Annotated in this window: 12 protein-coding genes; 1 reads left to right on the top strand and 11 read right to left on the bottom strand. The window is 53.2% G+C overall.

Annotation, left to right across the window (positions count from 1 at the left end; all coding sequences use genetic code 11):
* Nucleotides 1–2 precede the first annotated feature (2 nt).
* From DFP90_RS00370 to dnaE, 11 genes are all read right to left on the bottom strand, one after another.
* Complete coding sequence (locus DFP90_RS00370; protein WP_147300890.1) at nucleotides 3–659, bottom strand: OmpH/Skp family outer membrane protein; 657 nt, start codon at nucleotides 657–659, stop codon at nucleotides 3–5.
* Complete coding sequence (bamA, locus tag DFP90_RS00375; protein WP_245956929.1) at nucleotides 577–2943, bottom strand: outer membrane protein assembly factor BamA; 2367 nt, start codon at nucleotides 2941–2943, stop codon at nucleotides 577–579. Before bamA ends, DFP90_RS00370 begins: the two co-directional genes overlap by 83 nt.
* A gap of 89 nt (nucleotides 2944–3032) precedes the next feature.
* Nucleotides 3033–4169: an RIP metalloprotease RseP gene (gene rseP / locus DFP90_RS00380; protein ID WP_115934452.1), complete on the bottom strand. Its 1137-nt coding sequence runs from the start codon at nucleotides 4167–4169 to the stop codon at nucleotides 3033–3035.
* A gap of 21 nt (nucleotides 4170–4190) precedes the next feature.
* Nucleotides 4191–5357, bottom strand: coding sequence for a 1-deoxy-D-xylulose-5-phosphate reductoisomerase (gene dxr, locus DFP90_RS00385; RefSeq protein ID WP_115934453.1), 1167 nt, complete (start codon nucleotides 5355–5357; stop codon nucleotides 4191–4193).
* A complete protein-coding gene (locus tag DFP90_RS00390) occupies nucleotides 5354–6190 on the bottom strand; it encodes a phosphatidate cytidylyltransferase (protein ID WP_147300891.1) in 837 nt (278 codons plus the stop codon). Before DFP90_RS00390 ends, dxr begins: the two co-directional genes overlap by 4 nt.
* Entirely contained in the window at nucleotides 6153–6884 is a 732-nt protein-coding gene (locus tag DFP90_RS00395; protein ID WP_115934455.1) for an undecaprenyl pyrophosphate synthase, read from the bottom strand. The genes DFP90_RS00390 and DFP90_RS00395 overlap by 38 nt, the downstream gene beginning before the upstream one ends.
* 32 nt (nucleotides 6885–6916) lie before the next feature.
* Nucleotides 6917–7474 carry a ribosome recycling factor gene (frr, locus tag DFP90_RS00400; protein WP_115934456.1) on the bottom strand — a complete coding sequence of 186 codons (558 nt, stop codon included), beginning with the start codon at nucleotides 7472–7474 and terminating at the stop codon, nucleotides 6917–6919.
* Nucleotides 7475–7585: 111 nt separating this feature from the next.
* The gene (pyrH, locus tag DFP90_RS00405) at nucleotides 7586–8314 is read right to left on the bottom strand and encodes a UMP kinase (protein ID WP_115934457.1); all 729 of its coding nucleotides are present in this window, start codon (nucleotides 8312–8314) and stop codon (nucleotides 7586–7588) included.
* Nucleotides 8315–8405: 91 nt separating this feature from the next.
* A complete protein-coding gene (gene tsf, locus DFP90_RS00410; protein ID WP_115934458.1) occupies nucleotides 8406–9332 on the bottom strand; it encodes a translation elongation factor Ts in 927 nt (308 codons plus the stop codon).
* A gap of 138 nt (nucleotides 9333–9470) precedes the next feature.
* The gene (gene rpsB, locus DFP90_RS00415) at nucleotides 9471–10271 is read right to left on the bottom strand and encodes a 30S ribosomal protein S2 (protein ID WP_115934459.1); all 801 of its coding nucleotides are present in this window, start codon (nucleotides 10269–10271) and stop codon (nucleotides 9471–9473) included.
* Between the two features lie 224 nt (nucleotides 10272–10495).
* Nucleotides 10496–14014 (bottom strand): DNA polymerase III subunit alpha, encoded by a 3519-nt coding sequence (gene dnaE / locus DFP90_RS00420; protein WP_245956930.1) that lies wholly within the window; start codon nucleotides 14012–14014, stop codon nucleotides 10496–10498.
* Nucleotides 14015–14190: 176 nt separating this feature from the next.
* Between dnaE and DFP90_RS00425 the strand changes: the two genes are divergently transcribed.
* Nucleotides 14191–16323 carry a methyl-accepting chemotaxis protein gene (locus tag DFP90_RS00425; RefSeq protein WP_115934461.1) on the top strand — a complete coding sequence of 711 codons (2133 nt, stop codon included), beginning with the start codon at nucleotides 14191–14193 and terminating at the stop codon, nucleotides 16321–16323.
* Nucleotides 16324–16339 lie beyond the last annotated feature (16 nt).

The raw sequence follows: 16339 nt of genomic DNA on the forward strand, positions 1-16339 counted from the left end.
TTTCATTCGACGGTCAGGATAACGGAATCCAGGGCCGCGTTGGTTTTTTGCAAAACCGCTTCGGAAACATTCATCTGCGGTTCATATAGAAAAACAGTTCCCTGATTCCCGATCTTCAGAATCATGTTCAGTTTATTTTCTTGCGCAACCTCGGCTACAGAACGTGCGATCACAGTTTCAATCTCGTTTTTTGCCTTTTGGAAAGCACTGTCCAGCTTGGCCTTACGAAGATTGAAATACTGTTGCGCCTCTCCAGCTTCCTTTTTGAACTCCGCTTCCTTTTGTGCAAAAACCTCACTGTCCAAAATGGCCTGCTGACCAGCCAGAGCCTTGCCTTTTTCATTCAGCTCCTGTTCTTTTGCCCGCGCTTCATCCTGAATCTGCTTACGGGCATCTTCAGCCTGAATCGCCAGGCTCTTTTTCCAGGCATCGGAATTGTTCAATACCCAATTGAAGTCCACCACACCGATGACCGCCGGCGGTATATCTGTGTCCTGTGCTTGAACCACATTGCCGAAAGCCAGGATCGCCAGAGCAACAACAAGGCCTTTGGTAAAGAATTTCGTAACTTTCATGTTAGAATCTTGTCCCAAAATTGAAGCTGAAAAACTCTGTTTTATCATAGTCTTCTTTAAGAAGAGCCTGCGCCAGATCAACACGGATCGGACCAAATGGAGATTTCCAGTTCACACCAAAACCAATGGAGTTACGAATGCTGGCATCATCATCCACGGTGCTATCGGTTTGTTCAAAGTCATATACCGTACCAACATCGGTATAGACCGAGCCTGAAATCCCAAATTCGTCCGGCAGACCCAGCGGGAACCGCAGTTCCACCGTACCGACTGCCGTCGTGTTACCGCCAAGAAAGTCACTGGTGGATCTGTCTCTGGGGCCAACCCCATTGGTCTCAAAACCGCGCATAGTGATGCCAAGCCCCGGAACCATATAGGGATCGTCGATATTCACCCGATAACCGGCGGTTGCACTGGTTTTCAGAACCCACTCCTTGGAGAAGGAATAATAATAGGAACCTGACAGAATGGTATCCAACTTGTAGATATCACCACCAACACCGGCATAATCATTATCCATGGACACAATGAAACCGTCTGTCGGGTCAATTCGACTGTTCCGGGTATCATAGGCAATGGTCTGCCCAACGCTTGAGATAATGTCCTTCCGGTTTTCCGCCGCACGAATGAAGGTAGACGCATTGCTGTCAACGTCTTCAATCTCTTGCTCTTCCAGACGGTAACGAACGCTTTGGCGCCAGACCGGCGTGATATTGTAACCGAGCCGCAGTTCCATCCCGGTCTGTTTCAGATCGGACGAGGTGCTATCCTGATTATCAATCTGCTTATGAAACGCCGCAACCGTTGCCGCCAACTGCTTGTCGAGGAAATAGGGCTCGGTAAAACGAACGTCAAAAGCGGTTTTCGATGTACCGATAGACGTCGCCAAATACAAATCCTGCCCTTTACCAAGGAAGTTCCGCTCACGAAGGGAGATTTCCCCCAAAAGGCCCGCTGAAGAAGAAACACCCGCGCCAACAGACAATTCACCTGTGGATTGCTCTTCGATATCCACTTCAACAATGGTGCTGTCCGGCGCTGACCCAGGAAGATTGTTGACTTCAACCGCCTTAAAGAAACCCAGGTCCCGGATACGCTCTTTCGACCGACGAAGTTTGGCGGAGTTGAAGGCATCCCCTTCAACCAAAAGAAATTCCCGGCGGACCACCTTATCAAGGGTGCGAACATTGCCGCGGATTTCAATCCGCTCAACATATACCTTTGGACCGTCATTCAGTTCAAAGGTCACATTGATGACTTTATTTTCCCGATCACGATCAATGATCGGACGGACTTCAACAAAGGCATAACCTTGATCACCAGCTGCATCGGTCAGTTTCAGGACAGTATCGTCGATAAGATCGGCGTTGTACCAATCCCCCTCTTCCAACTCGACAATCTCCCGAAGCGGTTCTGCTTCCACTCCTCGGATCTTGGAAACAACATCAAACTTTCCAAGTGAATAGCGTTCGCCTTCTTGCAGGGTATAGGTAATGAAAAAACCGGTCCGGTCTTCAGAAAGCTCCGCAACCGCCGAATCAACCCGGAAATCGGCAAAGCCAGAGGCAAGATAATACCGACGCAGCAATTCACGGTCGAAAGTCAGTTTATCCGGATCATAGGTGTCGGAATTATCAAAGAAACGATACCAACGGCTTTCTTTAGTGATGATTTCATCTTTGAGCGCGCTGTCGGAAGAGAATCGGTTTCCAATAAAACTGATCTTATGAACCCCTGTTGCAGGCCCCTCTTCGATCTCAAAAGCAAGATCCACCCGGTTTTGCGGCAGCTGAATGATTTTCGGCTCTATCCGTGTGGCAAAACGACCGCTGCGACGATAAACCTCAAGCAGGCGCTTTACATCATTCTGAACACGGGTGCGTGTATAGACCACACGGGGGCGCAACTGCACCTCAGTTTCAAGAATCTCATCCTTCAGGCGTTTATTTCCTTCAAAGGCGATACGGTTGATTATCGGGTTTTCCACAACCTTCACAACCAGATCAAGCCCACGCTGTTCAATCGACACATCGGCAAACAGACCGGTGGAGAACAGTGTTTTCAACGCCTTATTGACATTAGATGCAACCAACGGATCTCCAGGCTGCATGTTGATATAGGAAAGAACGGTACTTTGTTCGATCCGCTGCGTTCCCTCTACAAGAATTTCGCGAATCACCGGCGCACCTGGAGTCGGCTTAGAAGGTTGGCTGGATTCCCCCCCTCCAATGCCCTCAACCGGTTCCGGCGCCACAACAGGCGGGACGGACTGAGCAACAGCAGTCCCCGCAGCCATCATGCCGACAAAAGAAACAGATGCCGCTACCGTAACAACGGAGAGGATTTTTTGTCCCTTAACCAAACGCAACACCAAGCTCCCAAAAACGTTCCACTTCTTATCGCACGGAATCATGAATTCCGTGTGCACCGACAGACAGTAATAAAGAGATTTTTTTATCAATCAATGCCAAATGTACGCTTGCCCAAGTTTATTAGGTCGTTGATCGTGAAGAAAATCATCAACGTCAAAAGCAAACTGACACCGACACGTAAACCAATCTCCTGGATTTTGGCATTTACCGGTTTTCCAAGCACCATTTCAAAGAAATAGAACAATAAATGCCCGCCATCCAGCATCGGTATTGGAAACAGATTGAGCAATCCCAGATTAACCGACAATGCGGCCATCAACGCAAGGACACTCAAAGCCCCCATCTTACCCACATCGCTCGAAACTTCGGCGATTTTCACCGGGCCGCCAATTTCGTCCAGATTTCCCTGGCCGGAAATCAACTGTCCCACAGACACCAGTATATGAACCGATATTTCATAGGTCCTCGTCACGCCATGGACTATTGCTTCCCCAAGGCCAACATCCACCTGGCTGATTGGCCGGTTCACGCCCAAGGTATAAAGCGGTTCTTCTTTACCTGTCTCCACGTTGATCCGGCTTTTGATCTCCGGAGCCGCAAAAAGCGTCAATTCCACGCCATCGCGATTAATAAGAAAACTTAAAGCGCGCCCTTCGCTGCCTCGCACAGCCTCCACCAGACCTGAAAAATCCTGCAGAGGCTTACCATCGATGGCAACAATCCGGTCTCCCTTTTGCATTCCGGCCTTTTCGGCCGCCGAATTGGCAACGACCTCACCAATGCCGTGGGTTTCCAGGCTTTCAGCTTTCTGGAAGCCAAGCGAATAGGCAGCGGCGGCATAGACTAAAAACGCAAAAAGGAAATTGGCAATAGGCCCCGCAGCAACGACGGCAGATCGCTGATAGACATTCTTATGGGCAAAGGAAACCGACCGTTCCTGCTCGGTCAGGCTCTTATTCTCCCGCTGTTCTTCTTCAACGGACGCATTGCCTTCACCAAACATCTTGACGTAACCGCCAAGCGGCAGCAGGGAAACCTTCCATCGGGTGCCGCTGCGATCGGTCCAACCGAAAATTTCGCGGCCAAATCCAATCGAGAAGACTTCAACACGTACGCCGCACCAGCGCGCAACCAGATAATGCCCCATTTCATGAACGAAGATGAGCACACCCAGAACTATGATGAAATTGCCCCATCCGATCGTGGCAAAAAAACCGTCCATCACTAAATTCCCTTTAGCAAATCAGGCCGCGCGGGCCCTGATCAGTTCCGCGGCGGACAAACGCGCCGCTTGATCCAGAGCAACCACATCCCCTATGGATGAGATATCGCCCTGCCCGCAATTTTCCAGCCCCTTTTCAACCAGATAGGCAATATCCAGATAACCGATCCGGCCATCGAGGAAGGCCGCGACCGCCATTTCATTGACCGCATTCAAGGTGATCATCGCGCGATCCCCGGCAGCAAAAGACTCACGGGCCAGACGCAGGGCTGGAAAACGTTCCTCATCGGGCGCCTCAAAATCCAAACGGGCCAATGCGGCAAAATCCAGACGCTCCACCGGCGCTTCGATACGCTTAGGCCAACCAAGGCAATAGGCAATCGGCGTCCTCATATCCGGACTGCCCAACTGGGCCAAAACCGATCCGTCCTGATATTCCACCATGGAATGGATCACTGATTGCGGATGAACCAGAATATCCACCTGGCTTGCCGGCACATCAAACAGGAAGCACGCCTCAATAAATTCCAGGCCTTTATTCATCATGGTGGCTGAATCAATGGTGATCTTAGCGCCCATTGTCCAATTGGGATGTTTCAAGGCTTGTTCAAGCGTGATCCTGGCCATTTCTTCCACAGACCAAGTCCGGAAAGGACCGCCGGACCCCGTCAGAATCAACCGGCGTATTGAATTTTTCTGATCTTTTTCAAACACCTGAAAGATAGCGTTATGTTCTGAATCGACCGGCAGTAACGTTGTGTTGGCGCGTCGAACTTCTTCCAGCATCAGGCGCCCGGCACAAACCAGACATTCCTTATTCGCAAAAGCGACGGTTTTCCCCTGACGGATGGCCGCCAATGTTGGCTCCAAACCTGCCGCACCAACTATCGCCGCCATGGTCCAGTCGACAGGCCGCGCAGCGGCCTCAACAATTCCCTCGGGGCCACACAGGATCTCAACCTTCAGATCCTTTACAGCATCCGCCAACGCCTTGCGTTTATCGGGGTTACCGATGGCAATAACTTCTGGCGCAAACTCATGCGCAAGGGCAGCCAGAGCGTCAACATTCTCGTTAGCAGTGAGCGCAACGACGTCGTACAGCGCTCTGTTGGCACGAACAAGATCAAGCGTATTCATGCCAACAGACCCTGTAGCGCCCAAGACTGTCAGAGTACGTTTTTCCATCATGAAAGACCGCCATCACGAATGAAGAGCAAATACAGCATGAAAGCCGGGGTCGCGGCCAAAAAGCCGTCTATTCTATCCAGAACACCGCCATGGCCCGGAATAAGATTACTTGAATCCTTCAATCCAACACGGCGCTTCATCCAGGATTCCAGCAAATCGCCCAACTGGGCAATAACAGCAACAGTTAATCCAAGCCCGCAATATAGCAGAATTCCTGCGTCATACACATAACCGAACAAGGCTCCAATCGCTCCGGATGCAGCCATGCCGCCAACCAGCCCAGCCCATGTTTTGTTCGGGCTGATGGTTGGCGCGAGTTTCGGCCCGCCGATATTCTTTCCAGAGAAATATGCCCCCGTATCAGTGGCAATCACCATCGCGACCAAAAGAAAGAAATAGGACATGCCGGCTGGATGGTGGCGAATAGTGGCGGCAGAATAGAGGCCCAACGACAGATAACCCGCCCCGATCAGCACCAGAAGGCCGCCAGCGGATTTCTTGCGTGCCACCATAGTCGCTGCACAAAAGCAGGCAGCCAGAACAAGAAAGGCCAATGCCAGATATTCACCGTGGAACTGTGACAGGGAAAAAGCCCCGAGCACCGTAAATGCCAGAAGCGCCCCGCCCCATTTCTTGTCATCACCGGATATCCGGGCCCATTCCATGCCCGATAACAGCGCGATTGCCGCCAAAAACAGGTTAAAATATTGCGCCCCGAGATAAAGAGGCACAACAGCGATCACCAGAATCACCGCTGCGGACATGCTGCGCAGCGCCAATCCGTTCAATTTGGATTTAGCAGGAATGAGCGACGGCTCCATAACGACGATCACGCTTGTTGAAATCCTTGACCGCCTCAACAAGATCGCTCCCGTCGAAGGCCGGCCAGAATTTGTCCGTGAAATAAAACTCGGTATAAGCGAGCTGCCACATGAGGAAATTGCTCACGCGATACTCACCGCTGGTTCTGATAAGAAGGTCCGGATCAGGAATGTCGGAGGTGTAGAGCGCCGCAGAAACGGTCTCTTCCGTAATATCATCGGCGGAAAGTTCTCCGGCAGCCACCATCTTTGAGATAGAGCGAACCGCGCCAGTGATCTCCGCACGGCTGCCATAGCTGAGCGCGAGCACCAGACAAAGCCCACCATTGCTGTCGGTCAACGCCTCTGCATCATCAATCAGCCGGACAATATCCTTTGAAAGACGGCTCCGGTCGCCGATCACACGAAAGCGGATGTTTTTGGAATGCAATTCCGCGATTTCTGACTTGAGATAGCGCCGTAGCAATCCCATCAAGTCATTTACTTCCGTTTCCGGACGCTTCCAGTTTTCGGAAGAAAAACTGTAAAGGGTCAGATATCGGATGCCCAGACGGCTCGCCTCTTCCACCACTTTACGCACAGAATCAGCACCGGCCTTGTGACCGGCAACGCGGGGCAAGCCACGGGATTTCGCCCACCGGCCGTTACCATCCATGATAACGGCCACATGGGTCGGAACCGCCAATTGCTCTCGCATCTCAGACATGGTTTCACCAATCCTATGGCGGAAAGCCGCAATTATACCTGCATGATTTCCTGTTCTTTGGTCGCAAGCGCCTCATCAACCTTCTTAATATGGTCGTCAGTCGCTTTCTGAATTTCATCGGACATGCGATGCGCGTCATCCTTGCTGATCTCGCTGTCCTTTTCCGCCTTCTTCACGTGGTCCATACCATCACGGCGAACATTGCGGATCGCAACACGGGCCGCCTCGGCATATTTACCGGCGACTTTTTGCAGATCCTGGCGACGCTCCTCATTCAATTCCGGCAACGGCACCCGAAGGACATTGCCTTCCGTCATCGGGTTAAGCCCCAGGTCCGATTCGCGAATGGCCTTTTCAACGGCCTTAGTCACCGTCGCATCCCATACAGTCACGGTCAGCATACGCGGTTCCGGAACACTAACACCGGCAACCTGGTTAATCGGAACCATGCTGCCATAGGCGTCAACCATGATGGGATCCAACAGATTGGGAGAAGCGCGACCGGTGCGCAGACCGGCAAATTCTTTCGCCAGCACATCCAGCGCCCCATTCATGCGTTTATCCAGATCTTTCATATCGAGTACGGCCATCTTAATGGACTCCCTCCAAAGGAATATTTTCTTCTTATCCGCCGGACGACCAATCCGCCCGGCTTCCCATTTCTCAATGCAACAGATCGGGCCGGAATGCCCCTGGATCTGTTAGTCCGTCACAATCGTGAACTTGCCTTCGCCCTTCATCACCTGGGCAAACGCGCCCTGCTCGTGAATGCTGAAGACCAGAATCGGAATATTGTTCTCACGGCTCAAAGTAATAGCCGAGGCATCCATGACACGCAAATCTTCCGTCAAAACATGTTTGTAGGTCAGCTGATCAAAGCGTTTGGCATCCGGATTTTTCACCGGGTCAGAATCGTAAACCCCATCCACCTTCGTCGCTTTGAGCATCGCATCGCAATCCATCTCAGACGCTCGCAAAGCCGCCGCGGTATCGGTGGTGAAGAACGGATTACCCGTACCAGCGGCAAAAATGACCACCCGGCCTTTTTCCATATGACGTACCGCGCGGCGGCGAATATAGGGTTCACAAACCGACTGCATCGGGATCGCGGAAAGCACACGGGTGTATACACCGATATCTTCCAAAGCGCTCTGCATGGCAAGTGCATTCATGATCGTCGCCAGCATGCCCATATAATCGGCCGTGGTACGTTCCATCCCCTGAGCTGCACCGGATACCCCGCGGAAGATATTCCCGCCACCAATTACCAGGCAGACCTCAACGCCCATCTCACGGACGGAAGCCACTTCCTGGGCGACCCTGGATACAGTCTCCGGATCCAGACCAAAGTCCCGCGACCCCATCAATGCTTCCCCTGAAATTTTCAGCAGCACACGTTTATATTTCAATTGATTGTTTTTATCGGACATAACGATGTCTCCAGAAGTCTCAGGGGGATTTTTGACAAAATAAAGGCCGCTTCCAGAAATTGGAAGCGGCCTTTAATCTCAGCACGAGGAATTAACCTTGAACCGCGGCAGCAACCTCTGCAGCGAAGTCATCCTCTTTTTTCTCGATGCCTTCACCCAGCTTGAACATGGTGAAGCCAGCCAGCTTGATCGGAGCACCAGCGTCTTTGGCAGCGTTTTCAACAAACTTGCCGACTTTGCTTTCGCCGTCGATAACGAAGGTCTGATCAACCAGGCAGATTTCTTCGTAGAATTTGCGGATACGGCCTTCGATCATTTTCTCAATGATATTGTCCGGCTTGCCGGATTCTTTCGCTTCCGCGGTCAGAACGGCGCGCTCACGGTCAACAACCGTCGGATCAACGGAATCGCGGTCCAGGAACATCGGGTTGGCAGCGGCAACATGCATGGCAACCTGCTTGCCCAGGCCTTCCAGAACAGCTTTATCACCTTCGGATTCCAGAGCAACCAGAACAGCAATTTTGCCAAGACCCGGCTTCAGCGCGGAATGAACGTAAGAAGCAACAACACCGTTAGCGACAGATAGGGTTGCAGCACGGCGGAAGCTCATATTCTCACCGATGGTCGCGATATTGTCGGTCAGCTGATCAGCAACGGAGCGACCGGCGCCCGGATAATCGGCAGCCAGGATAGCGTCGGCATCACCGTCTTTTTCCAGAGCGATTTTGGCAACTTCTTCAACAAAAGCCTGGAAAGTGTCGTTACGGGCAACGAAGTCGGTTTCCGCATTCACTTCAACCAATGCGCCTTTGGTGCCTGCAGCCACAACAGCAACCAGACCTTCCGCAGCAACACGACCGGATTTTTTAGCAGCTTTCGCCAAGCCTTTGGTCCGCAGCCAATCAACAGCCGCGTCAACGTCACCGTTATTTTCAACCAGGGCTTTTTTACAATCCATCATGCCTGCACCGGATTTCTCACGCAGGTCTTTTACTGCGGCAGCGGTGATTTCAGCCATTCCTCAGAACCTCTCATAAATTTTCTTGCATTATCCGCCACCCCAAAACAAAGCGGGATCTGGCGGCCGAAATTCTCTGTAACATAAGAAGGGCGGCGTATTTATTACGCCGCCCCTCCCAATCCGTAAAAAACTGGATTAGGAAGCAGCAGCTTCTTGAGCCACTTCTTCTGCCGGAGCTTCTTCAGCAGCCGGCAGCTCTTCAGCAACCGGGTCTGCGGATTCACCGACATCAACACCAGCGTCAGACATGGATTTCTGCAGGCCGTCCAGAACAGCACCAGAAACCAGGTCACAATACAGTTTGATAGCGCGCATGGCGTCATCGTTGCCCGGGATCGGGAAATCGATGCCGTCCGGATCGCTGTTGGAATCGAGGATAGCAACAACCGGGATGCCCAGTTTGTTGGCTTCCTGGATACCCAGGGATTCTTTGTTGGTGTCGATCACGACGATGATGTCGGGACGATCGCCCATTTCTTTGATGCCACCCAGGGCACGTTCCAGCTTCTCACGCTCGCGCTCCAGGCCCAGACGCTCTTTCTTGGTCAGGCCGGAATTTTCGCCGGACATCTGCTCATCCAGGGTTTTCAGGCGGCGGATAGAGTTGGAAACGGTTTTCCAGTTGGTCATCATGCCACCGAGCCAACGGTGGTTGACATAGTACTGACCGCAACGGCCAGCAGCTTCGGCCACAATACCCTGAGCCTGCCGCTTGGTACCAACGAACAGAACACGACCGCCACCAGCAGCAACATCACGAACAGCTTCCAATGCTTTATGCAGCATCGGAACAGTCTGCTCCAGATCGATGATGTGGATACCGTTGCGCTTACCAAAGAGGAACGGTTTCATCTTCGGGTTCCAGCGACGGGTGGTGTGACCAAAATGTACGCCAGCCTCCAAGAGCTGCCGCATGCTAAAGCTCGGCATTGCCATTATGCATATTTCCTTTTGCTTTTCCGGTTATACGTCCGCGGGACGGGAGCCGTCAGGCACCGGACCGAGTATCGCTTCTCTTACACCAGTTTGAATTTGGCATGCAACAAAGCGCACCCGCTAATCCCGCGTGTGTTTTCGGGGCGGGTTATAGGCCTCCCTGCCCCTTATGGCAAGCCCTTATTGACGTAAAAGCGAGCAATAGGGCAAAAGGATATCGATTCTCAGAGATCCTGCACATCCACGATGCCAGGCACCGCCTTGACCGCCTGTCGGAATTTTCCATCAATGGTCAGGGTTTGCTCCAGTTCCATTTCGATTTCACGATCCGGCAAAGCGTGCTGCAGAACCAACTCCACACGCCCCCTGCCCGGCCGACCATGTTCTTTAAAAATGGCGGATAAGGTCGAGAGCGGGGTATCATCCATAATGAATACCCGCATTCCGCGCGCGGCATTGGCCGCCGCATCTTCCAGCGAGGTCACTCCCTGGGCGGTCAGACGCAATTCTGCATCCTCTCCCTCACCCCGCTTCTGCACCTCCACATGAACAATCAAGGGCGCACCGGATTCAATCAGCTCACGGCTGGCGAACAACACCTCTTGGAACAGGGTCACCTCAAAGGAACCGGTCGCGTCAGACATGGAAACAAACGCCATCTTGGAACCACGCGAGGTTGTCATAATGCGCTTAGCCCCGACCAACCCAGCCAGCTTGATACCTTTTGAAAAGCGCACCTGCCCCGTCTGAACATCCGTCCAGTTGACCACCCCCAGCTTGCGGCAAAGATCCTTATAGGCATTCAACGGGTGATCAGAGAGGTAAAAGCCAATGGCCTCATGCTCCCGAGCAAGTTTCTCCTGCTGGCTCCAGTTCGGCACCTTAGCCAGGGCCGGCTTGGCGGTTTCTACGCCGGCATCGCCACCAAAAAGGCTTACCTGATTGCTGTTTTTCTCTTCCTGGGTGTTGGCGCCATGGCGTGCCAGGATATCGATCGAATCAAACACCTGCCGCCTATTTTCATTGAGTGAATCGAAAGCCCCGGACTTGGTCAGGTTTTCTATCAGCCTTTTATTGATCGCTTTGGCATCCACGCGCTCAACGACATCATAGATATCCTTGAAAGGACCATTTTCCTCGCGCTCTTTAACAATCGCCTCAACAGCGGATTCACCCACATTTTTGATCGCCGCCAAAGCATAACGGATCATGCGTTCTCCATCCTCCGCCAACTCGACGGAATAGGAGACATAAGACTTATTGATGTCAGGCGGTAACATCTTAATGCCCTGGCGTTCCACCTCAGCTTTAAAAATCGCCAGCTTATCGGTGTTATGCATATCGAGCGTCATCGACGCCGCCAGGAACTCAACCTGGTAATTCGCCTTGAGCCAGGCCGTTTGATAGGCAACCAACGCATAAGCCGCCGCATGGGATTTGTTGAAACCGTATCCGGCGAAAGCGTTGATCTGGTCAAAGATCTGGTTCGCGAGCGGCGCTTCGACACCGTGATGTTCCTTGGCACCCTCACAGAAAATCTTGCGCTGCTGATCCATCTCCGATTGGATTTTCTTACCCATGGCACGGCGCAGCAAATCCGCGCCGCCGAGGGTATAGCCCGCCAGGACCTGGGCCATCTGCATCACCTGTTCCTGATAGATCGGAATACCGAAGGTTTCCACCAGGACCGGCTCCAGGGCCGGATGCAAATATTGCGATTCTTCCTCACCGTGCTTTCGGCGGATATAGGTCGGGATATTTTCCATCGGCCCCGGACGATAAAGCGCCACAACAGCGATCAGATCCTCCAGCCGGTCAGGCTTCAGGTCGCGCAGGACCGCACGCATACCCGAGGATTCTAGCTGGAAAACACCTGTCGCATCCGCCCGGCAGAGCATCTCGTAGGTTTTAGGATCATCCAGTGGGATCTTGGCAATATCCAGCGGCTCTTCCCGGTCAACACGCAAATCGATCAGATCTTTTGCCCGCGCAATCACCGTCAGGGTTTTCAGTCCCAGGAAATCAAATTTCACCAGGCCGGCCTGCTCAACGAACTTCATGTTGAACTGTGTCACTGGCATATCGGATTTGGGATCAAGATACAGCGGCACCAGCTCATGCAGGGGCCGGTCACCAATCACCACACCAGCCGCATGGGTCGAGGCGTGCCTGAACAGGCCTTCCAGCTGCACGGCAAGCTCGATCAGCCGCCCGACGGCCGGATCCTCATCCCGTTCCTGACGGAGCAGCGGCTCCCCTTCCAGGGCCTCCGGCAGTGTGGTTGGATTGGCCGGGTTGTTGGGCACCAGCTTACAGATTCTGTCTACCTGGCCATAGGGCATCTGCAAGACCCTGCCGACATCGCGCAAAACCGCACGCGCCTGCAGCTTTCCGAAGGTAATGATCTGCGCGACACGGTCCCTGCCATATTCATTCTGAACATATTTGATCACCTCTTCCCGCCTGTCCTGGCAGAAATCGATATCAAAGTCCGGCATGGACACGCGTTCCGGGTTCAAAAAACGTTCGAAAAGCAGACTATAGCGCAACGGATCCAAGTCCGTGATGGTCAGTGCCCAGGCCACCAGCGACCCCGCCCCCGAACCACGGCCTGGACCAACAGGGATATCATGATCCTTGGCCCATTGGATAAAGTCCGCAACGATCAGGAAATAACCGGGAAACCCCATCTGTTCGATGATACCCAGCTCAAAATCCAGTCGCTCCCAATAGGATTTGGCCGTTTCCTCTTCCGGCACATCCCCTTCCACCAGGGGAAAGACCTCTTCCTTCAGGCGGATCTTCAGGCCTTCGACCGCCATGTCGCGCAAAGCCTCTGCCGAAGAACGCCCTTCCAGCCGATTATATTCCGGCAACAGCGGCTTACGCCGATCATTCATATAGTGACAGCGCTGTGCGACCACCAGTGTGTTATTGACAGCCTCCGGCAGGTCGGCGAACAGCGCCTCCATTTCCTCAGCGGTCTTAAAATAATGCTCTGGCGTCAGCCGCCTACGGTCACTCTCAACGACGTAGGAACCGGCCGCGATACAGATCAGCGCATCATGGGCGTCATACATTTCCTTGTTTGGAAAGAAACACTCATTAGTTGCCACCAGCGGAATGTCATATTCATAAGCCAGTTCGATGAAGAGCGGCTCAATCTTATCCTCTTCAACCAGCCCGTGGCGTTGCAGCTCCATATAGAGCCGCCCGTCATAGGTTTCTTTCAGAAACGCAAGATGCTCACGCGCGGCAGACAATTGCTCCTCGGACAGCAGACGGCCTAACCGTCCCTTCACCCCACCCGTGAGGCAAATCAGATCCTCGTTCAATTCTGCCAGGTCGTCGGTATTAACCTGTGCCTCTTCCGCTGGGTCCGACGTCAAATAGGCGCGACTGATCAGCGCCATCAGGTTTTCATACCCTTTTTCGCTTTGCGCCAGCAGGACGATCTGGTCAGGCGGCGGGGCGATCTGGCTGCGCTGGTTCGGGTCCGCCTCACGCCGTACCCCCAACTGGGTCCCCATGATCGGCTGCACCCCTTTGTCTCGCGCAGTCAGGGACAGCTCCAACGAACCAAACATATTGTTTGTATCCGTTACCGCAACAGCAGGCATCGCCTGGTCGGCACAGGTCGACACAAGATCTTTTACACGGATCGCGCCTTCAGAAAGGGAATAGGCGGAATGAACACGAAGATGAACAAAACGGGCATGAGTCATAGCGCGCCAACTTCGCATGATAGCCCCATAAAGTCATGCTCTTTGTAACAGTTTTCTATCACCTGCTTGACAGTCCCATGCGTTAGCCTGAAACTTTTCGCCAAGCCACAGAAAAACAAGAAAAGGCATTTCCGGCCGGAACAAAAAAACGATAACTCCCAGGGGGAGCCGGAGGCCGAAACGAGGGATAAAACATGAAGCTTCGACTGAAGCATAAGATACCGCTGCTTGTGGTGTCGGTGATCATCATTTCCAGTATCATTCTGGGTGGCGGCACATTCATCCTGGCGGGTAGCCAGCTAAAATCAGCAATCAACAGCCAACTTGCCGCCGTACTGGATGCAAGGCATCTTTCCATCACCTCCTACATTACAGAGATGAAAGCGGACCTGGAGCGCAACGCCAGAACCAACCAGAATTTACAAAATGGCTATCTTTCCATGCGCGACGGTTGGCAGGATGTAGAGAGTGACGCAAAGAACATCCTGCATAAGTCCTTCATCACGGAAAACCCCAACCCGGAAGCCCGGCATGAGCTCATCCGCGGCGGTGAAGGCAGCTATTATTCCATCACCCACGGCCAGGCCCATCGGATTTTCCTGGACATCTATAATACCGGCAATCTCTCGGATATCTTGCTGGTCGATCCGGACGGCAATATCATTTATTCGACCGTCAAGAATACGGATTTTGCGACCAATATCTTAAATGAATCCCCCGACAGTCTTTCCGCCCAGGCCCATAAGGCCGTGAGTGAAAACCCCGAAGCCGTCTTTTTCAGTGGAATTGCAGATTATTCCTATGCACCCGGCGGCCGGGCAGCCATGCTGGCAACAGCCATCCTGGATATTGGCGGCGATCCGCAGGGTACAATGATCTATAGCCTCAATCTGGATATCATCGACAATATCCTGTCGCGCGAACAGGGGCTGGGTGAAACCGGAGAGATCCTGCTGGCGTCATCAGAAGGCGCCATCGTCAACAAGCCGCGCTTTCAGGCCGACAATGCCCCCCGCATCCTCTCCGATGATCTCCTTGGGAAACTGGCTTCCAGCGATGAAAGCATCACTTTCGCCGAAGGACTGAATGATCTCGGCCAGGAGGTTTTGGCCGGCGCACAACCGCTTGACCTGATGGGCAAACAACTGCTTCTGGTCAACACGGTGGGCGCCGACGAAGCCCTGGCCCCAACCATTGCCATGCGCAACACCCTTCTGGTGACAGGCCTGGTCCTGGTAGTTGTGCTCGGCGGTATTGGCCTTATCATCATCCTGGGTGATATCAAGCCCATGGTCGCCATGACCGAAGCCATGCGCGCCCTGTCCGGCGGCGATTTGGAAGCAAAACTGCCAAACGTCAAGCGCAAGGATGAGTTGGGCGAAATGGCCCAGGCTTTGACCGTCTTTCGCGACACGGCCCAACAGGCAAAAGACCTGCAAAATCAACAGGAAGAACAACGTGCCCGGGCGGAAAAACAGCGTCGCGAGATGCTGGGCAACCTAGCCAACAGTTTTGAAGAGCGTGTTCAGGCCGTGGTCGATACTGTCAGCGGCTCCGCCCAGCAGGCGGAGGGCACAGCGGGATCCATGTCCAAGACCTCCGAGACGGCGGAAAAACAGATTGTGGAGATGAAAAACGCCACAGAGGAAACATCCCACAAAACCCAGACGGTAGCCGCTGCCACGGAAGAGCTTTCCAGCTCCATCACCGAGATCAGCCGCCAGGTTTCCTATGCCGCAACGGTTGCCAGCGAGGCTTCAAGCGAAGCGGAGCGCACAACCGGCTCTGTGCAGAGCCTGGCCAAGGCAGCCGACAAAATCGGCCAGGTGATTGTCCTGATCAACGAGATTGCCGAACAGACAAATCTGCTGGCGTTGAACGCCACTATTGAGGCCGCCCGCGCAGGTGACGCCGGCAAGGGTTTTGCCGTAGTCGCCAATGAGGTCAAAAGCCTCGCCAACCAGACCGCCAAGGCAACGGACGGCATCAATGAACAGATCAATAATATCCAGACGGAAACCCGTTCTGCCGTGAAAGCGATTGAGGGAATCACACAGACGATTTCCGAGATCAACTCAACGACCGCCTCCATCTCCGCTGCCATTGAGGAGCAAGGGGCCGCAACCCAGGAGATTGCCCGCAATGTCCAGGAGGCCTCTCATTACGCCGCGACGTTGCAAACCAATATCAGCGGGGTTAGCGGCGCGGTCAGCGAGACCAATACCGCGTCCGGCAACGTGCTGGATGCGGTTCGGCAGGTTATGGATCAGACCGGCATTCTGCAACAGGAAGTGAATGCATTTCTGGAATCGGTGCGCCGGGATTAAAACCGGGAAAAATTGT

It is taken from the genome of Aestuariispira insulae, from assembly GCF_003385955.1.
Taxonomy (GTDB): Bacteria; Pseudomonadota; Alphaproteobacteria; order UBA8366; family Aestuariispiraceae; genus Aestuariispira; species Aestuariispira insulae.